This is a genomic window from Providencia sp. PROV122 (assembly GCF_028482365.1).
Lineage (GTDB): Bacteria > Pseudomonadota > Gammaproteobacteria > Enterobacterales > Enterobacteriaceae > Providencia > Providencia stuartii.
Genome location: NZ_JAMPQI010000003.1, coordinates 1 through 19,296 on the forward strand (window position 1 = coordinate 1; position 19,296 = coordinate 19,296).

The 19,296-nt window shown below is 41.6% G+C and carries 20 protein-coding genes and 2 pseudogenes; 19 read left to right on the forward strand and 3 right to left on the reverse strand.

Going from position 1 to position 19,296, the window contains the following annotated elements; translation table 11 throughout:
* Positions 1 to 44 precede the first annotated feature (44 nt).
* The 12 genes from PSE69_RS03085 to PSE69_RS03140 all read left to right on the forward strand — a co-directional run bounded on the left by PSE69_RS03085 (position 45) and on the right by PSE69_RS03140 (position 9,222).
* Positions 45 to 326 (forward strand): helix-turn-helix domain-containing protein, encoded by a 282-nt coding sequence (locus PSE69_RS03085; protein ID WP_272674971.1) that lies wholly within the window; start codon positions 45 to 47, stop codon positions 324 to 326.
* Positions 327 to 365: 39 nt separating this feature from the next.
* Positions 366 to 602 (forward strand): helix-turn-helix domain-containing protein, encoded by a 237-nt coding sequence (locus PSE69_RS03090; protein WP_154611497.1) that lies wholly within the window; start codon positions 366 to 368, stop codon positions 600 to 602.
* Between the two features lie 159 nt (positions 603 to 761).
* Positions 762 to 1,298, forward strand: a complete 537-nt coding sequence (locus tag PSE69_RS03095; RefSeq protein WP_272674973.1) for a fimbrial protein — start codon at positions 762 to 764, stop codon at positions 1,296 to 1,298.
* A gap of 76 nt (positions 1,299 to 1,374) precedes the next feature.
* Positions 1,375 to 1,905 (forward strand): fimbrial protein, encoded by a 531-nt coding sequence (locus tag PSE69_RS03100; protein WP_154611495.1) that lies wholly within the window; start codon positions 1,375 to 1,377, stop codon positions 1,903 to 1,905.
* Between the two features lie 91 nt (positions 1,906 to 1,996).
* Positions 1,997 to 4,690 (forward strand): outer membrane usher protein, encoded by a 2,694-nt coding sequence (locus tag PSE69_RS03105; RefSeq protein WP_272674976.1) that lies wholly within the window; start codon positions 1,997 to 1,999, stop codon positions 4,688 to 4,690.
* Between the two features lie 140 nt (positions 4,691 to 4,830).
* Positions 4,831 to 5,565 (forward strand): fimbria/pilus periplasmic chaperone, encoded by a 735-nt coding sequence (locus PSE69_RS03110; protein ID WP_154598341.1) that lies wholly within the window; start codon positions 4,831 to 4,833, stop codon positions 5,563 to 5,565.
* 78 nt (positions 5,566 to 5,643) lie between these two features.
* Positions 5,644 to 6,207, forward strand: coding sequence for a fimbrial protein (locus PSE69_RS03115; RefSeq protein ID WP_439652889.1), 564 nt, complete (start codon positions 5,644 to 5,646; stop codon positions 6,205 to 6,207).
* Between the two features lie 92 nt (positions 6,208 to 6,299).
* Positions 6,300 to 6,758 (forward strand): fimbrial protein, encoded by a 459-nt coding sequence (locus tag PSE69_RS03120; protein WP_231131542.1) that lies wholly within the window; start codon positions 6,300 to 6,302, stop codon positions 6,756 to 6,758.
* 10 nt (positions 6,759 to 6,768) lie between these two features.
* Entirely contained in the window at positions 6,769 to 7,266 is a 498-nt protein-coding gene (locus tag PSE69_RS03125; RefSeq protein ID WP_311135739.1) for a fimbrial protein, read from the forward strand.
* Positions 7,267 to 7,310: 44 nt separating this feature from the next.
* Positions 7,311 to 7,784 carry a fimbrial protein gene (locus PSE69_RS03130; RefSeq protein WP_231131543.1) on the forward strand — a complete coding sequence of 158 codons (474 nt, stop codon included), beginning with the start codon at positions 7,311 to 7,313 and terminating at the stop codon, positions 7,782 to 7,784.
* Positions 7,785 to 7,800: 16 nt separating this feature from the next.
* Entirely contained in the window at positions 7,801 to 8,331 is a 531-nt protein-coding gene (locus PSE69_RS03135; protein WP_196717985.1) for a fimbrial protein, read from the forward strand.
* A 6-nt stretch (positions 8,332 to 8,337) separates the two neighbouring features.
* On the forward strand, positions 8,338 to 9,222 hold the full coding sequence (locus tag PSE69_RS03140; RefSeq protein ID WP_196717986.1) for an MrpH family fimbial adhesin: 885 nt from the start codon (positions 8,338 to 8,340) through the stop codon (positions 9,220 to 9,222).
* Positions 9,223 to 9,677: 455 nt separating this feature from the next.
* Here PSE69_RS03140 and istB read toward each other — a convergent pair whose 3' ends face one another.
* The 3 genes and pseudogenes from istB to PSE69_RS03155 all read right to left on the reverse strand — a co-directional run.
* Positions 9,678 to 10,403 carry an IS21-like element helper ATPase IstB gene (gene istB, locus PSE69_RS03145; RefSeq protein WP_154611492.1) on the reverse strand — a complete coding sequence of 242 codons (726 nt, stop codon included), beginning with the start codon at positions 10,401 to 10,403 and terminating at the stop codon, positions 9,678 to 9,680.
* Positions 10,404 to 10,405: 2 nt separating this feature from the next.
* Positions 10,406 to 11,887 (reverse strand): IS21 family transposase, encoded by a 1,482-nt coding sequence (istA, locus tag PSE69_RS03150; RefSeq protein ID WP_439652888.1) that lies wholly within the window; start codon positions 11,885 to 11,887, stop codon positions 10,406 to 10,408.
* Positions 11,888 to 12,124: 237 nt separating this feature from the next.
* Positions 12,125 to 12,253: pseudogene (locus PSE69_RS03155) on the reverse strand (IS6 family transposase); the annotation flags it as partial.
* Between the two features lie 619 nt (positions 12,254 to 12,872).
* Here PSE69_RS03155 and PSE69_RS03160 point away from each other — a divergent pair.
* The 7 genes and pseudogenes from PSE69_RS03160 to PSE69_RS03190 all read left to right on the forward strand — a co-directional run.
* Complete coding sequence (locus PSE69_RS03160) at positions 12,873 to 13,118, forward strand: helix-turn-helix domain-containing protein (RefSeq protein ID WP_042117387.1); 246 nt, start codon at positions 12,873 to 12,875, stop codon at positions 13,116 to 13,118.
* Between the two features lie 398 nt (positions 13,119 to 13,516).
* Positions 13,517 to 14,293: a fimbria/pilus periplasmic chaperone gene (locus tag PSE69_RS03165; RefSeq protein ID WP_004927133.1), complete on the forward strand. Its 777-nt coding sequence runs from the start codon at positions 13,517 to 13,519 to the stop codon at positions 14,291 to 14,293.
* Between the two features lie 2 nt (positions 14,294 to 14,295).
* Positions 14,296 to 16,794: a fimbria/pilus outer membrane usher protein gene (locus PSE69_RS03170; protein ID WP_272674985.1), complete on the forward strand. Its 2,499-nt coding sequence runs from the start codon at positions 14,296 to 14,298 to the stop codon at positions 16,792 to 16,794.
* An 8-nt stretch (positions 16,795 to 16,802) separates the two neighbouring features.
* Positions 16,803 to 17,219, forward strand: coding sequence for an AfaD family invasin (gene afaD / locus PSE69_RS03175; protein WP_121875207.1), 417 nt, complete (start codon positions 16,803 to 16,805; stop codon positions 17,217 to 17,219).
* 75 nt (positions 17,220 to 17,294) lie between these two features.
* Entirely contained in the window at positions 17,295 to 17,810 is a 516-nt protein-coding gene (locus PSE69_RS03180; RefSeq protein WP_272674988.1) for a hypothetical protein, read from the forward strand.
* A gap of 37 nt (positions 17,811 to 17,847) precedes the next feature.
* Positions 17,848 to 18,360 (forward strand): hypothetical protein, encoded by a 513-nt coding sequence (locus PSE69_RS03185; protein WP_121875209.1) that lies wholly within the window; start codon positions 17,848 to 17,850, stop codon positions 18,358 to 18,360.
* Between the two features lie 517 nt (positions 18,361 to 18,877).
* A pseudogene (locus tag PSE69_RS03190) lies at positions 18,878 to 19,296 on the forward strand (IS5 family transposase); the annotation flags it as partial.

Below are 19,296 nucleotides of genomic sequence, written 5' to 3' on the forward strand. Positions count from 1 at the left end.
TAGTTGAATAAGGCTAAGTATCTATTTCTTATGGAGGAACGTCTATGATATCTCCGAAGGAAATTGTCGGGAGTAACATAAAAAGGATCCGTTTAAAAAAAGGGTTGAGTGGAGCTGAGTTGGCTGATCGGCTGTTATGTTCGCAACAACATATTTCTCGTATTGAACGAGGGCTTACTCGACTGAATATAGCGCAAATCTATTGTATTGCGGATTGTCTTGACGTCAATATTCAATGGTTATTAGAAGGGGTAGGTTTTCTGGTTAATCCTTTAGACCGAATATATGACCAAATGTATTACTTCCAAGCAGAAGATTTATTTTAGAGTTCTTGCTCATTATTAAAATAAATAGAGTTAATGATTATGTTAATGAATGCTCCTCCATCGGAAATAGATTTATTTATTGGAATTAAAATAAAACAGTTACGAAAAGAAAAAGGATTAACGGGAAAGGAGTTAGCTCGATGTCTTGGTGTTAGCCAGCAGCAGGTTTCGCGCTATGAACAAGGCATTAATTGTGTGCATATTGATTTGCTCGCTAAATTATCAGAGATGTTTAAAGTTCCTATTCAAACATTTCTACCCAGTAATGATATTTAATATCCTTATTTTTTATTATTTATCTTAAATGTATTTAATTTGAAAAATTAAATACATTTAAATTCTATTTTATTTTCTCATTGCAAGAGAGTGTTTGTAATGAGCAATGTAGTCTAACACTCAATATTTATTGAACAACAAACATAGGAAATAATCTTCATGAAAATGAAAACCATTGCAATGGCAACGTTTATGGCGCTGGGTTTAGCCTCTGCAGCAAATGCAGCAGACCAAGGCCACGGTAAAGTGACATTTAAAGGTTCAATTATTGATGCACCGTGCTCAATTTCACCGGATTCAATTGACCAAACTGTTGAACTGGGTCAAATCTCCAACATGGCTCTTGTGGATGGCGGTAAGTCTAGCCCACGTATATTTGATATCGCCTTAGAAAACTGTGATGTGGCTAACTTAACGAAAGGCGTGCAATTAACTTTTACGGGGGCAGCAGCATCCTTTGACACAACCAATAAAACATTGGGGATTGTGGGAACCGGTGCGGGTGCGGGCGTTCAAATCACCAATGGGAGTGGTAATGTTATTACATTAGGCACAGCAACCCCGTTCCAAAACATCCAAGATGGTAATAATACACTGCGTTTCTCTGCGTACTTAATGGGTAATGGTGGTGATATTTCAACTATCACTCCGGGTGATTTTAGCTCTGTCGCTGACTTTACTTTGTCTTACGAGTAATTCATAAAAAACCTCGCGCTACAAGGACGTTTTGCGGGGTTATTTTAAGCGGTATAGCACACAGGAGAAGAAAACCATGAAGTGGTTAGCGACTTATGGATTATTTTCATTAACGCTGAATCTGTGGGCGTTCACGCTCCCCGCGAATGCGCAAAGTTCGGTGAAGATGCGGGGCAGTATTATCGAAACCGCCTGCGCCATTGACGTCGGCAGTCGTGACCAAACCGTTGAGATGGGCAGTTTACCTTTAACACAAATTCGTCGTGATGGGCAAGGGCCTGCACGCCCTTTTGTTATTCGATTAGTCAATTGTGTTCTTGAACGACCCAACCCGAATAAGCCGAACTGGCAGTATTTTCGTGTGACATTTGATGGCCCACAATCTCGCGGGCTGTTTGGGATCCAGGGGCAAGCGAAAGGGGTAGGGTTACAAATTCAGCGTGATGATGACGGTGAAATTGCGGTGCCTGGAAAATCCTTGTCGGCTCAGTTGTTGACGTTAGGGACACGGGATTTAGCCTTTCAGTTGCGCTTGGTGGCCAATCAGGACCCACTGGCTTCGGGGCAATATACCAGCTTATTACGGTTTAAATTGGATTACGAATAACCGTTTTTTATCGAACCGTTTTTTGGTTGTCACACTGTCAACATGATGGGGGTCATGACGTAATGAATATAGAACAAATAAGAAGGTCGAGATGATGACCCTAAATTGTATTTCTGCGCCATTGTTAGGGATTAGCCGACCTCGTTGGTTGGGGTTGTTTGTGTCCATCGTACTCTGTAGTCAAAGTTATGCGGCTGACATTGAATTCAATACCGATATTTTAGATGTCAATGACCGAGCCAATATTGATTTGAGTCAGTTTTCACGTCCGGGGTATTTAATGCCCGGCGAATACCGTTTTACTGTGTTTTTGAACAAGCACAGCTTGCCTGAGCAAACGGTGTTTTATTATGCCCCCGATGACCAGCCGGATGAGAGTTTAGCTTGTTTGAGTCCGACGTTAGTGGAGTTGCTAGGACTTAAACCCGAGTTATTACCCACGTTGCAGTGGTGGCATCAAGGGCAGTGTTTGTCGCTGGCAAGTTTGCCAGGAACGGAAGTGAAAGCGGATTTGGCTGCTTCGGCGTTGTACATCAGTTTACCGCAAGCCTATTTAGAATATACCGCAGAGAATTGGGACCCTCCGGCTCGATGGGAAGAGGGGTTGTCTGGCGCGTTATTTGATTATAACGTCAATGCGCAGGTGGGGCAGCAAACCCGTGGCGGGCAGCGAACCAATATGAGCACCAGTGGTAACGGTGTTGCCGGGGTAAACTTAGGGGTTTGGCGAGCGCGTGCCGATTGGCAATTGCGCTTGGATAAACAACAAGGACAAGGTACGACAAGTTCGCTTGATTGGACCCGTTATTACGTGTATCGCGCAATTAAAGCCTTAGGGGCCAAACTCACCCTCGGGGAAGATTATTTAGTCTCTGATATTTTTGACAGCTTTCGGTTTACGGGGCTGAGCCTCATCACCGACACCAATATGTTGCCGCCGAATTTACGCGGTTATGCGCCTGAAATTACGGGCGTGGCTAAAAGTAATGCGACGGTGATTGTGAGTCAACAAGGGCGCATTATTTATCAAACGCAAGTTGCGGCAGGACCATTCCGCATTCAAGATTTGAATGATGCGTTAGCGGGTGAGCTCAATGTCGAAGTGAAAGAGCAAGACGGTTCAAGTCAAACGTTCACCGTGAGTACGGCGAGCGTGCCGTATCTGACGCGTCCCGGGCAGCTACGCTATAAGCTTGCGGCAGGGCGTCCGACAGACTGGCGCCATCATGTGAGTGGTGAAACCTTTGCGAGTGGCGAATTTTCGTGGGGGGTAAATAACGGATGGTCGCTGTATGGTGGAGGCATTGCGGCTGAAAATTACGCCTCTGCGGCGGTGGGGATTGGGCGAGACTTGCTGATGTTTGGGGCGTTGTCGTTTGATATTACCCATGCGCGTTCGCGTTTGAAAGGGTTAACGGAGATAGGGGATAAAACCTATCGGGGCAGTTCATACCGACTCAGTTATTCCAAACGTTTTGATGCCTATAACAGTCAAGTGACTTTTGCCGGGTACCGTTTCTCTGAGCAAGGCTTTATGAGTATGTCAGAGTATCTGGATGCACAATCGACGGGCGTGAGGCAATACAACAGTAAAGAGATGTACACCATCTCCTATAACCAACAGTTCCCTGAAATCGGTTTAAGTGCGTACATCAACTACTACCACCAGACCTATTGGGACCAGCCGGATAACGACCGTTATAGCGTGTCGTTAGCCCGTTATTTTGATATTGGCAAATGGAAAAACATCAGTCTGAATTTAACGGCATATCGAAATCAGTATCGCGAGACGAAGGATGATGGCGTGTATGCGTCACTGTCGGTGCCGTGGGGGGAAAAAGGGACGCTGAGCTTAAACAGCAGTTGGGATAAAAACGATAATACCCAGCGCGCCAGTTATTACGACCGAATCGACGAGCGAAGTAATTATCAATTGAGTACGGGATGGTCACGTTCCGGCGCCTTAGTAAGTGGCTATTACACCCATGATGGAAATTTGGCGCAAATTAATGCCAATGCCACCTATCAACAAGACCGATATCGCTCGGCCGGGTTGTCATTCCAAGGCGGCTTCACAGCCACAGAGAAAGGGGCGGTTATGCACCGTAATAACCAACTTGGTGGGACGCGAATTTTTGTGGAGACCGATGGGGTAGCGGATATTCCGCTGCGCGGGTATGGCTCGACGGTTCGAACGAATCGATTTGGGCAGGCCGTTCTGACGGATGTGAACAGTTATTACCGCAACCAAGTCAGTGTCGATTTGAACACGTTACCGGAGGAAGCGCAGGTTGCTCAATCCGTTAAGCAAGGCACGTTAACCGAAGGGGCGATTGGCTACCGCCAATTTGAGGTCGTGTCGGGTCACAGTGCCATGGCGCTTCTGCGTTTGGCAGATAACAGTACACCGCCGTTTGGGGCTCAGGTATTTAATGCTCGGGGTCAGCAAGTGGGTATGGTTGGTGACGATGGCAGTACGTATTTAACGGGACTGAATGCGAACGATATTTTACAGCTCCGTTGGGGTGATAGCGTGCAGTGTGAAATCACGTTACCGAGTGTCTTACCGGATAATGACACGTTACTGTCGAATTGGTTATTGCCGTGCCATTCACCGGGGCGTCAGTCCTCTCCAGTGGTGAAGTCGGCAGCGGTAAGTACCCCCTTGCCGTCGGGAAAACCGGCGATGCGAGATGACCTGACCTGTACAACGTCGTGTCAGGCAGAGATGAAACCCGTGATTGAGCCTGCAAACTCACAGGCGACGCGGTGGTTACTCAAATAAACTAACGATATCGATTGGGTGATGTTATTCCGCTACGTCGAACGCAGCGGGTCACCTGAACGTCAAAGAATGACATCAAGAAGGCAATAAACATGAACAATGCAGTGACACATCCCCTCATCACTCAATCCTCTCGTGCGATGGTGATGGTATTGGGGGGCACAATACTGAGTACATTAATAATGTCATCGGCTCAGGCGGCGGTGGCTTTAGACCGTACTCGCGCCATCATCACAGGGGATGATAAATCCATTAGCTTAAATATCAGCAATGAAAATAAGCAACTGCCGTATTTGGCGCAAGGTTGGATTGAGAATGCGCAAGGAGAAAAAATCACAGACCCGTTTACGGTATTACCGCCCGTGCAACGTGTTGAACCCGGCGCTAAAAGCCAAGTGAAAATTCAGGCACTCCCCAGTGTTGCCGCGCTTCCGCAAGACCGAGAGTCGGTGTATTACTTTAACTTGCGGGAAATTCCGCCGAAAAGTGATAAACCCAATACGCTGCAATTAGCGTTGCAAACCCGGATTAAGTTGTTCTATCGCCCGAAAGCCATTATTCCAACGCGTGAGCAAATGGATAATCCGTGGCAAGAAAAAGTGACGTTGACACGTCAAGGTGACCAATACACGTTGGTCAACCCGACGCCCTACTACGTGACGATTGTGGATGCGGTACCACGTAAAGACGGCAAAACGGTGACGGGATTTGAGCCTGTAATGGTTGCGCCAAAAGGAAGTCAAGTCATGCCGGTCAGTGCAACGGCATTGGGCAATAGCCCGGTACTGACTTACATCAATGATTACGGTGGTCGCCCTACCCTGACATTTAGTTGTCAAGGTAACCAGTGTCATGTGGTACCGGAAAAGAAATAATCCCCCGAGCATATCGGAAAAGGAGTAAGCATGAGCGAACAGCATCGGTCATTAAACCAAAGTGTAATTGGCGCTGGGATGATCTTCAGTCTACTCAGTGCTTCCGCAATGGGAACAGCGCTGGATAAAGTGGATAACTGGGATGTGGATGGCGCGCATGGCACATTATATGTCACCGGGGCGTTAACGGAGAGTGCTTGCCGCTTAGCGATGTCATCCGCCTACCAAACGGTCAATCTCGGGACAACGGGAACGGGACAATTACAGCATGAAGGTCAGACAGGTACCCCTGTCGCGGTACAACTGCGTTTAGAAGATTGTTTAAGTGGTGAAAGTCGTCAGCGTAATAAACTCGGCAATTTATTGTGGAGTCCTGATATGCCTGCGATGAAAATTCGTTTCTTGGCGCCGGCCGATAGTCAAGAGCCACGACTCGCCGCGGTGACGGGGGTAAAAGGGATTGGGTTGCAATTGAGTGATGCGTCTCGGCGTCCGATAACACTGGGACAGTATAGTGCGCCTCAGTTAGTGTCGCCAGGACAAAATCAACTGACGTATTATGTGACCACAGTTCGCACTTCAGCGGGGTTAAATGCGGGTGCATATCAGGCTCTCATTCAGTTTCAAGTGAGTTATGACTAGAGGGCATGATGATGCGAATAATCAGTTTCATCACACCGTGTTTTAAAGCTATTGTATTTTCGGCGCTCGTTTTATTTAGTGCTATTGCGTCAATGAGTTTTTTTTACTCGTCGGCTAACGCTGCAGATTTAGCAACCAATATTCAAATTCGCGTTACGGTCTATGGCGAGCCCGATTGTACCCTTGGTGGGGCGACATCGACATCCGTAGATTTTGGCGATGTACATCAGGCTCTAATTGATGGCGTATATAAGCGGTTACCCATTAATTACAATTTGGTCTGCAATGGCCTTTATAAAAATGGGTTAAAGATGCGACTGAATTGGACAAATCGACAAATCAACGGGTTGTCATCGGTCACTACGAATTTAACGGATTTAGGGATTGCAATTTATCAAGGTAATACCCGGTTAAGTAGTGGGGCAACGTTAAATTTTAATTACGGAAGCTCACCAGCTTTATATGCGGTTCCTGTTAAGCCAACGGGGAGCAATTTGACGGATGGGGGCAATTTTACGGGCAATATCACGATGACACTGGATTACCAATAGGACTATCTCAATGAAGCAACGCAATGTTCTCTTTTCGGTATGCATGTTATTTGGGATATTTAGCCAATGTGATGCATTAACCCTGAATATTGGCTTAAAGGGGCGTTTATTGGTTACGCCCCCCGAATGCATTCTTAATAATAACCAGCAGGAAGTCGTTCACTTTGGGGATATATTATTGCCTCGAATTGATGGTGTGGAATACAAGCATCGCGTTCCGATGACATTAAGCTGTACAGGGCTCGTTAAAAATACCCTAAAAATGACATTTGTTGGGGCTGGGACATCATTTACCAGTAATGGCGCATTAGCGACGAGTAATTCGAAATTAGGCTTAGCCTTTTATGTCAATAATGTCAGGCAAGCGATAAATCAGCCATTCAATGTGGTCTATACGACACTGCCATCATTGGAGGTTGCTCCCATTAAAAACAGTGGTGCCAATTTCAGCGATACGGATGGTGGCTTTTTTACCGCACAGGCAACACTGAAAATTGATTATCAGTGAGATGGATTATGTGGAATAACAATAAAAAAAGACCGTGGATGAATATGCTCCTGTTGTGGTGTCTCGGGATATCATCAGCGAATGCAAATTGGTTATTTGATGGCACGCTGATTATTCCACCGGTGTGTCAATTAAGCCAAGACGACCCGATTAAAGTCTCATTTGGTAAAGTGGGGGTGAGAAAAGTGGATGGTGTTGCGTTTAAACAAACGATCCCCTATCAATTAAATTGTGTTGGTGATATGAGCCAACCGTGGGACATCAGTTTAACCTTTAGTGGTACGCCTGCGGGGAATGGATTTGACAATGCGACATTGCAAGCCATCTCACCGTTAAACAATGGAAAATTGGGGATCCAAATTCAAAAAAATGGTCAGCCGCAACCATTAAATAATGCCTTTTTAGTTGATCGAACCGCATTGCCCATCTTGTCGGCGGTGCCGGTTATGCGAGCAGGCTCTGAGCTGGTTGGTGATAATTTTACCGCCTCTGGCACATTAACGGTCATCTTTGAATAACGGCGAGGAGCATATTATGTCTAACCAATACCGCGGTTATATCGCCTGTGGACTTTTACTCTTTGGGATAACAACCAGTTTCGCTGCCAAAGTCGATTTTGATGGCACACTCATTGAAGATGCGTGTGATGTTTACCCGGGGGATGAAGCGATTGAATTAGATTTTGGTACGATTATTAATAAATATTTATATCTTAATACTCGAACACACAGTCAGCCTTTTGCTATTCGACTCATTAATTGTGATTTATCCCTTGGGCACGAGGTGAAAGTTACTTTTTTGGGAATGGAGAGTGCGGTTTTACCTGGGCGATTAGCACTGGATGGGGGGAGTCAAGCGAAAGGGGTTGCTGTAGGGTTAGAGACATCCTCCGGGATCGCACTTGCCATTAATCATGGTGTCTACACACAAGCTTTATATGCCAGCAATAACAATGTCTTAAATTTACAAGCTTACGTTCAAGGTGAGCCTATGGCCTTACAAAATAAGTCATTAGTTTTAGGTCCATGGTCAGCGACAGCAACGTTTAAATTAGATTACGAGTAACTTATTATGCGCATTGACTTATTAAAAGAAACACATCGCTTGAAGCCTCAATCTCTTTGGCTTTTGCTTTTTTTTGTTGCAATTTGTGCGACGTTATTGCCTGTTCGTAGTGCCCAGGCTGGGGCTTATGTAATGCCTATAAGTGTTATTCCTGGCGCTGGAGGTCAAGGGTTACCTAAGGTAACACAAGAAATTATCTATTGGGATGAAGATAATTCAACCTTAAACCCTTGCTATGGCGTAACAGAATGTTGGATTGGGCCGGATGTTTTATACTCCAGTAATTATCCTAGTTTAAGAGGTACTTGTGAATTTTATAATAACTGTATTGAAATTAGTGGGTATAGATACGCCTATCAAGTCATGAATGCATTTAAAGCATCAAAAGGGATCCCATATAGGGCAATATTTGATATAAGCTCATCTGATGCGACTTGTGTGGGGCTATTTTATGTTCCCCATAGACCGAAAAATAACGTGTTTGATTCCCAATTATGGCCAGGAAGTACTTGTGGTCAGCTACCCCCTGCAAATCAATTTTGCAGCATCAGTTTACCATCTTATGTCGATCATGGCTCAATAAGTAACTCGAATTTAAACGGGCAAATAAAAAGTGTTAGTGGTACTATCAGTTGTACACGACCAGCGAGTTTAAAGGTTTATGCGCGTTCAACAACGGGGGAGCGCTATGTTTATATGAATTCGAATAGCGCCTTTTATTCTCGTCCGTTAATTAATAATCAAGACGGATGGTATGGGGTCAATATCTCTGTTTCAGGCAGTAATGTAAATAATCCATTTACGTTTACGTCTGAATTGCATACAACTACTAGTGCGATAACACCCGGTTATTATACTGGGAATTCGATAGTTATCATATCGTTTAATTAATATTAAAGATATTATATATTACTAAATAATATTTAGGTGAAATTTAACTCGGTAAATAAGACTGTTTTCCAGGGATTCATTATATGAATTTCCTAGTTAAGCAGTTTTAGTTATTGAATATATTCATGCAAATAATTCTTGTATGGGATTATTTGTTGGGGGGATGAAAAACACAAAGTGTTATATGCAATGTTAAATAATGGTATTAATTCAATATGGTTTTGATTAGAATGAGCTGTTGCTGTAATTATATGTTAAAAATTTTAAATGAATTACAGTTGTTATTCATTATAGTGCCGTAAGTGGTTCATGATTTTGATGTTTATAACTTGTGAGTTTATAGGGGCGTGTATTCAATCCGGTGATTAACCTGTAATATAGGGTGTCAATGATCTTCAAAAAATCCACCACGATGATCATTGAAAAATACTCCACCGAATATCTAAAAAATAATCTTAATCTCGATGTTTAAAACGATAAGATTCGTTACCCGTTTCAAGGATGTGGCAATGATGGACTAATCGATCTAATAAGGCATTTGTCATCTTTGTATCCGTAAATAATTTTGCCCATTCTGAGAATTCTAGGTTCGTTGTAATGATTAAACTCGTTTGTTCATGTAGTTGGCTGATAAAGTGAAATAATAATGTTCCTCCTCGCTGACTAAAGGGTAAATAACCTAATTCATCAAGAATGACGATATCCTGTTTCTGCATTTGCGGCGTTAACTTATAATTTTTGCTATCACTGTCTAATTCCAATTGGTTCACTAATTCAAGCACATTCCAAAATCGCACTTTATACCCTTGCGTTGCGGCGTGAAGCCCTAATGCTGTTGCTAGGTGGGTTTTTCCTGTCCCGGTTCCTCCTACAAACAGGATATTCTTTTTTTGTTTGACATAATCACCCACGATTAATAAATCAAGATGGGCTTGATCAAGTGTACTGTGGGCAAAATTAAAATCGCTAAAGTGACGTTGCTGAGGAAAACGTCCTCGTTTCACTCTCGCCTCAGTTTGATTAATTTGCCGTTGCGTTATTTCTGCATTGAGTAACTTTTCTAAAATATCTAACGTGGGCCTTTTTCGTCTCACTCCGTCAATCACCACGTCATCAAACGCTTCTGCCATAGTGCTAAGTTTGAGTGTTTTTAATGCATCGATATAATCTTGTCTTTCCATGGTTATTTCCTTGCCAATAATTGGTCAAAGTGAGTTAACGTTGCTATCGGTGGGCAAGTTAACGGGATATGCTGAGATTCAAGCTCAGGGATCGCCGGTTCAGTCAATCGAAGAATAATATTCAGAACGGCTTCTACCGTGGGAATGCCTTGTTCTAAGGCGATTTCAGCTGCAGTAATACCAATGTCCTCTCCAAAATCAGCTATTAAGCTTAACAACTTGACCATCGCTTTATCGCCTTTGGGCTGTGACATAAGGTGTTTTTGGAGCGTTTTAATACATTCTGGTAAGGGCCAATGGATAAAGGGTTCACCATGACGTAATGCCCCCGGCTTTTTAGCTAACGCAGATAAATAATGATAAGGGTTGTAGGTTGTTTGATTTTTTAAGAAACTTCGTGGATGCTGAGTCACCTCCTCATGCCCATAAAAAACACGTAACGTATCCGCTGTGATTTGAGCTGCCACGGCTTTCCCTACCAAATGGCAAGGCACACTATACCGATGAGAATCAAATAAGATGAGCGAACAGGTATTCACGAGTAAACGCTCTGTTCGATAGCCTGAATAAGGGATGTAGGCTGAAAAGTGACGTTGTTCCTTGATTAACCGCTCGTTAATTGTTTGGTGTTTATCCTCTTTCCAAGGCTGTTCTAACCGTTTTTGACATTTTGAGAGCAAATAGGCATTGAGTTCATCCAATGAATCAAAGGCGAGCATGGGTAAAAAAAGGCGTTTTCGTAACGTTTGAACTTGACGCTCAACTTGACCTTTTTCCCAGCCAGCAGCAGGTGTGCAAGCGACAGGTTCGATTAAAAAGTGGTTCACCATAGCAAGAAAAGCGTCATTAAAAATGCGTTCTTTCCCTCGGCCAATTTTTTTTACAATCGTTTTAGGGTTATCGTAAATACCTCGTTGGGGTGTTCCACCGAAAAATTGAAAGGCGTGATTATGTGCATCAATAAGCATTTCAACCGTTTGCCGTGGATAAGCTCTGACAAAATACGCTTGAGAATGGCAAAGTCTAAAATGAGCCACATTAAGTTTAATGACTTCACCTTGAATACAAACTTTTTCATGACTCCAATCAAATTGATAAGACTCTCCACATGGAAAGGACTGAGGAATGAAAACAGGTTTAATAGGCTGATATTCTTGATAAAACCTTTTAATAAAACGTGATACACAAGGGTATTTTCCTTCAAATCCAAGACTACACAGCCACTCAAAATGCCGGACAGCAGAGAGCCTCTGATGCTTAGGTAATAACATTTGTGCTTCTAAACGGTCAATGAGGCAAGCTTTGAAAGGGCCTAATTTAGGTGAAAGATAATTTTCACGCTGATAACGAGGGATTTCTGTTGAATTTAAATATTTACGAACAGTACGTCGGTCAAGTTGTAATTTCTTAGCAATCTCTCGTTGAGAGAGCCTATCTTTATGAAAAAGACGTCGGACTTTGGTGATGGTTTCCATACAAAGCATTCCAAATTATCCCTTGCAAAAACAAGGAGTGTAGCAGAGCTATCAGGTGGATCATTTTTACACGATCTTTCCTGCCTAATTTGGTGGAGTTTTGCATGATCATTAACAGGGATCCCATGGTAGATCAATTTGATCAATCATCGCCTCGATAATTTCGTTAATATTTTTATTATGATTTTTGGGTCATGTATTCAATCCGGTTGTTGAGAGTTTTGATTTGCCGTTGTTCCAAGTTATACCGTTAACTTTGACGTAGGTTTCATCGAGCTGCCAAGAGGAAACCGATCGAATGAATTGATATTTTTTGCATTTTTTACGGAGAATGGGGGCATACTCAATAAATCAACGATAAATCGTTGAGCGGTGAGCGTATCACTGACGTTGGCATGGCCTATTTCTAATAAGACATAATCAATACTGTGAGTGTTTCTCACTTAGGTCATTTTTGCAACAAGCCCGTTTTAAGACACTATCAGACAAACCGTTCTTTAAGTCAAAATACCCCGTATTCCTCTGTGGAGCCATTTCATTTTGCTTTTTTTAATTCAGTTGAAACTAAGATTATTTTTATCTAAGAAAATGGTTGGTTAGATTTAAAGTGTAACAAAATGAAAAAAATAAAGACGTTTTATCACAAAATACAGGGAACGGTATTTTTAGAAGATTTCACCAATAAAAAAATCAATTACGCGCCATGCGGTAAAAATACTTGTGGATCAATCGGTTGAATACTCTCTGTGGGGGGGGGGGGGCCTTTTGATCGATAAAATCGATCATTTATCAGTTGGCGATAGCTGAAACCTATCAAATTTGACTTATTTGATCGTTATAATCGTTTTTACAATTGTTCAGAGTCTATTTATATTCAATTCACATTAATCGCAGCTGTTAAATAATTTTTAGCCTTGTTATCACTGAGTAACCAATAATGAATGGAGTTAATGTATGCGCTCTGAAAATGAAATTAACTGCACTCAGGATTTAAATAAAAAACTGGGGCTTTTTTTTAAGAGAAAATAGATTAAAGGTGAATTTGACAGGCAAAGAACTGGGGCGGCTGATGCATGTTAGTCAGCAACAAGTTTCTCGGTATGAAGCCGGTGTGACCAATTTGACAATCTCGCAATTAAATCAATATTTGATGGTGCTAGGTATTTCTTGGCAAGATCTTATTCGGAATGTGATTGAGGAATATAATTGGGAATTCATTTTTAATCGTCATTTACCCTGAATCACTAATTAATTTAAATATCGTTAATCATGCATGGTCATTAGGTCAACAATAGAGCGTCTTAATCTATTGTTGGTGGTCGTTATTTTTAAATGACGGAACGAAAATAAGAAAAAGAAAGTTTATAGAAATACACTTTTCTATCTTTGCCTGATTTCAATTAAACAATTAAATAATTAAATAATTAAACCGATATCGAGGGGGTTCTTACGTGCCTTTGTTGCGTGTTCACGCAGCCCGCCAAATGCGAATGAATACACAATGATGAAAAAGCGATAAGTAGTAATCAATAAGGTTGTATAACTCTTTAAGTGGGAGTGCGTTTTATACAACGGTATTTTAATAAAATACGGGTCTATTAAATTAGGCTGCTTAGTTTTTAAATGGGGTAATGTTTAATGAGTCATAAAAAGGTTAATAAAATTGTCATGTTATGGGTGGCTTTGTGTGTAACTCAGACATCTGTAGCAAATTCATCCCCAACTAATTTAGTTCATGAAACGCAAAAGTTCTCTGTGGAAACGGGCGCAACAAGAGTTATTTTTACGCCGAATTCTCAAGGTTCAACTTTAACGGTAACTAATCCGCAAACATACCCGATTTTAGTACAGTCGGAAGTGTTACAAGCAGATAAAGAAACAAAATCGTCTTTTGTTGTCACCCCACCGTTATTTAGATTGGATGGTGAGCAAAGTAATCGTATACGTATAATCAATACTGAAAAATTAGGTCCTGATGATAGGGAGTCATTGTATTGGTTATGTATAACGGGTATCCCACCAGAAATTGATTCGGATTGGGTGACCGAAGATGAAAAATCAAAACAATTGGACTCTGCCACGTTATTAACTCAGATGAGAATAAAATCGTGCATTAAGTTAATCGTTAGGCCTAAATCGATTGCTAATAAAACAGCACTAGATGTTGCATCATCAATTGAATGGATAAAAGAGGGTGAGCGTTTAAAAATACATAATCCAACACCTTATATTTTTAATTTTAAAGATATTAGTATTAATAATAAAAAAGTTAGCCTTCCTGACTCTGGGTATATCCTACCTTATAGCGATGCCACTGTGAGCGTTAAAGCTGTGGGTGATAGTACCGTTTCATGGCATTTAATTACCGATTTTGGTGGTGAAAGTAGAAAGTTTGAATCCAAAATAAAAGGGTAGTAATGATGAAATTTAAATTAAGCATATTCGCTTTAGCTATTTTATCATTTTCGTCATTTAATTATGCCCAGCAATATACATTTAATTCAAAATTAATAGAGGGGGTTGATGGTGACTCTATTGACCTCTCTTTATTTGAAGGTGGAGGGCAGTTGCCAGGGACTTACTTGGTTGATGTCCTGATTAATGGCAGGCAAGTTGGTACATCATATATCCGTTTTTCAAAATTGGATGAGGATGACGAAAAATCGCTCTTGGTTCCCTGTTTATCAAGTCTTCAGCTGGTGCAGTATGGTGTTGATATTCAGGAAACAGAATCCCAAGTTGAGCAAACGGAAGATGCATGCTTTGATATTGCCTCGTTATCTGGTGCTAATGCCCATTTTAATTTTAACGCCCTGACCCTTGAGTTAAGCGTTCCTCAAATTTATTTAAAGAAATCCACAAAAGGGATAGCGAATCCTGAATTATGGAATGAGGGAATAACGGCGTTTATTTTAAATTATAAAGCTACAACAACACATACTACGTATAAATCAAATGTTCGAGAATCAAATGATTCAACGTGGGTTCAACTTAATTCGGGATTGAATCTTGGTGCTTGGCGTATCAGGAATAACTCCACATGGAAAAATACAAAAAGTGATACCAATCAATGGGAGAATATTGCTTTATATGCGGAGCGTGGATTATATAGCTTAAAGAGTCGCTTAACGTTGGGCGAACGTTATACCTCAGGTGATGTGTTTGATAGTGTTCCATTTCGAGGGGGCATGCTGGCTACGGATGATAAAATGTCACCCTCTAGTCAGTATCAATATTCCCCAGTAGTGAGAGGTGTTGCACGAACGCAAGCGCGTGTGGAAGTGAAACAAAATGGTTACACCATTTATGATGGTGTTGTGGCACCGGGTCCATTTGAGTTAAATGATTTATCGGTGAGTGGGGCCTCGGGCGATATCACGGTGACGGTTTGGGAAACGGACGGTGCTCCTCAGGAGTTTGTTATCCCCTATCAAGCACCTGCGGTTTCAGTTAAGGAAGGCTACCTTCGTTATAGTGTCATGTCAGGTCAATACCGGCCGAGTGATGACAATATAAAAAAGCAAGCGTTGGCTCAAGGGGCCGCAATTTATGGTTTGCCTTGGGATATGACGGTTTTTACCGGAATACAGTTAGCGGAGCATTACCAATCACTGTTGTTAGGTGTTGGTAAGACGTTAGGGAATTTTGGTGCTTTGTCGGTTGATATCACCCAAAATCACAGCCAACGTTGGGGCCATGACACTCAAGATGGTCATTCTTTACAATTTCGTTACAACAAAGAATTTGACAGTAATACTCAGCTATCTTTAGCCAGTTACCAATATGACAGCAAAGGGTTCGACTCATTATCAGATACCTTAAATACATATACAAAAAACGGTTGGAAAAACAATGAATCTTCTAGCTATAAACAAAAAAGCCGTTTTGCGGTCACCTTGAATCAAGGGTTAGCTGAGTGGGGAAATATTTCGGCATCAGGTTATCGAGATGATTATTGGGATCGTTCTGGCTCCGATAATACTTACAATATAAGCTATTCTGTTTTAATCCGAAATGTAACAGCGTCACTGAATTGGCAGAAAACGCAATATACGAGAGAAAATGGACGTTCTAGTAATGATAATATCATCAGTGTTTGGCTAAGTGTGCCATTAGATGAATGGGTCGGCGGGAGTACCCGAGTATCTTATCGTTACACGGAACCGTCCAATGGTGGGGATACCCATGCGGTAGGGTTATCAGGTAATGCTTATGAGCAACGCTTGAATTGGAATATAAGTCAACAATACAAAACTAATTCGGCAGAAAACTCAAATAATGGAACGTTGAATCTTCAATGGCGAGGAGCATCAGGGCAGATAAATTCCAATTACAGCTACAGCAATCACTATAATCAAACGGGGATTGGTGTCAGTGGCAGTGTGGTGGCACATAGGGATGGTATTACATTGTCTCAACCATTTGAAGGGACGGCTGCGCTCATTGAAGCACCGGGGGCCGCAAATGTTAAAGCCAGTAGTTTACCTGGGATTGAAACGGACGGAAGAGGTTATGCGATTCAGCCATATTTAATTCCTTATCAGGAAAATACGATTACGCTTAACCCTGCGAGTTTTTCATCGGACATTGATGTTAAAAATACCAATACTAAAGTGGTACCAACGGAGGGGGCGGTTATCCCTGCCAAATTTATAACCCAAATTGGTGCTAAAGCTTTATTTAATTTGAAATTTAAAAATGGCAAAGTCGTTCCCTTTGGGACGCTAGTGACAGTTGATAATCGTTTGGGGATCAATGGTATTGTCGGGGAACAAGGTAATTTGTATTTATCGGGTATTCCTGAAGAAGGTCTATTACAGATTAAATTAAAAAATGAGGTATGTTCAGTTAAGTATCAATTACCGCCTAAGAAGAACAATGATATTTATTATCAGTTAAGCGCAATTTGTCAGTAAGGAAAAAGATGAAAATAAATAAAATTATCCTGTCCTTCGTTCTCCTAGGATGGGGGGGAGCAACAAGTGCTTTATCCTTAAATATTAGACCTGTTGATGGATTAAAATCAGGGGTTATTACCGATGGGACGTTACTGGCGAAAGGCGAGATTTCTGATAATGGCGATTATTGTGGATTTAAAATATGGAGTGATGCTCCATTAAATAATGGCAGGTCACAACGCTATCGTTTATTTTCATCAGGTAAGCAATTGAATATACGTTTAAGTGCCCCAGAATTAATTCATGATGAATTAAATAAAATTAGCATTATAAAGAGCAAAAATAAAACGGAACTCTTTGAGATTGTCTCTGATGGAACACAAAAAATATCGTCTGCATCATGGGAAATTATATTAAACGGTTCTGTATTGAAGTGTCAGTAATATTTTAGTTTTTTTGTACCTATCGCACATTATTCTATTTTGGAATGGTGCATATATAAATAAAGGAAAGTAGAAATGAAATTGAAAAAAGTCAATGGGTTTAAATTATTATTAGGTGTTGCGGCAATCGCAATGAGTTCACAGGCGGCATTAGCAGCGGGTATCGCGAGTGATATCTTCACTGGAACAGCCAATGCGACTTATGCGTTGGGGCAAGGGCCACAACTCACTATTACCCCTGTAGACAATCTAAGAGCTGGGCTATGGCAAGTTGATAAACCTATTGCTAACTTCAGCGTTTCAAATCTAGATGGGCACGATCACTATGCCATTAGATGGACACCGGGAACATTTACTCCAGCGTCAGCAGACCTTACTAAGAATGCAGTTATTCTCTCTGGAAAAAATAATCCAAATAATAAACTTGAAGCTTTCTTTTATGCGAGCGACGCTTCTCCGTCAAAATCTGAGACAGAGTGGTTCATTTATCCATCATCAGTGACCACTGATACTATTGGAGCTGTAGTACACAAGATGATTAATGCGGACACTTATGTTGTGTCATTAGATGCTGCATTTTGGGCTTTATAAGTTATTACAATTAATTTGAATATTTAAGAGAGTATGTATGAAAAAGTTAAAAGTCGCTTTATTGGCATCTATTATTGCATTTGTATCAACAGGTTCAGCTATTGCAGATGAAATCGATTCTGAGGTTGTAACAGCAACGGCCGATGTGATTTTTACAGCTAGGGGAACGGCTTCAGTTACATTAACCGCGAGTGATGATCTTGTTGCTGGTCCGCAAACTGCAGGTACACAGGTTGCGACGGGCTTAGCTGAAGCGACAGAAAGTTCAGTGGCGATCCGCTGGACTCCGGCATCTGGTACAGTAACGCCAGAAAATGAGTTAAGCACAATCATTCAAGTTAAGGGAACGAATAATCCGACTCATATTGCTAACTTTGTGTTAGTACCAGACGCTTCGGCAGGACAAATGAGTAATGGTGGCAACGGTTGGATTGTTCCTACAAATGAAGATACATCAAAATTGAATTTCACCGTTCAACAACATGATACAGCAGTTGTCGCGGGGGATACTTATGTATTGTCTGTTGACGCAGCTGTGTGGGCATATTAATACTATAATATAAATAGATTAATTTAAATTAGAAAGGTGTTAGTTTGAATTGTTGTGATTTAAGCTAACACCATTCTTATTTTTTAGCCTAATTAAATAATAATATTATGCAGTGATAGGTCTTTACTTAATACCTTGTAGTATTAAAAACTCACTCAACAATTGGTAAAGAATACAGAATAGATTGTATTTGTGGTTTATCAATATGTGAAGATTAATAAGAGAAAATTTTTGTCATAAATATAAATCTGCTTTTTATTGAATGTCATGGGCTTAACGTATGAAAAAAAATGTCTTTATTTCTTTTATTGTCACCGGAAAAATGGCTGCTGATACAAAATTAAAAAAAACAAAAAGAAGGCCTGTTTTAATTGTTTTCTCATGTTTTTTGGGCTTGTTGCAAAAATGACTTAGAATCTATCCCAAAAGGAATTGTCAGATAATACATAATGATAATTTCTGAGGGCGAAGCGTGACGGGCAACAAGTGGCAAATCAGTGATGAACTCTGGGAGAAAATGGCTCCTCTCATCCCGGAGCATAGAACTCAACACCCGCTGGGTACGCACCGCAAGCGGGTTGATAATCGCGCTGCAATGAACGCCATTTTCTTCGTACTCAGGACGGGTTGCCAGTGGAATGCGCTGAATGCCACCGGTATATGCTCGTCAAGCTCTGCTCACCGCCGATTTCAGGAGTGGCGGGATGCTGGCGTATTTGAACGCTTCAGGCAAAACGGGTTGCTTGCTTGCGAACAGTTGGACGCTATTGACTGGTCGTGGCTATCGATGGAGGGTTGTATGACCAAATCACCGCTGGCTGGTACAAAAAAACAGGCAGGAACCCTACAGACCGGGGGAAACGGGGCGTAAAGCGCAGTCTGATGACCGATGCGAACGGATTGCCCCTCTCTGTGGTGGTCGCTGGAGCAAATACA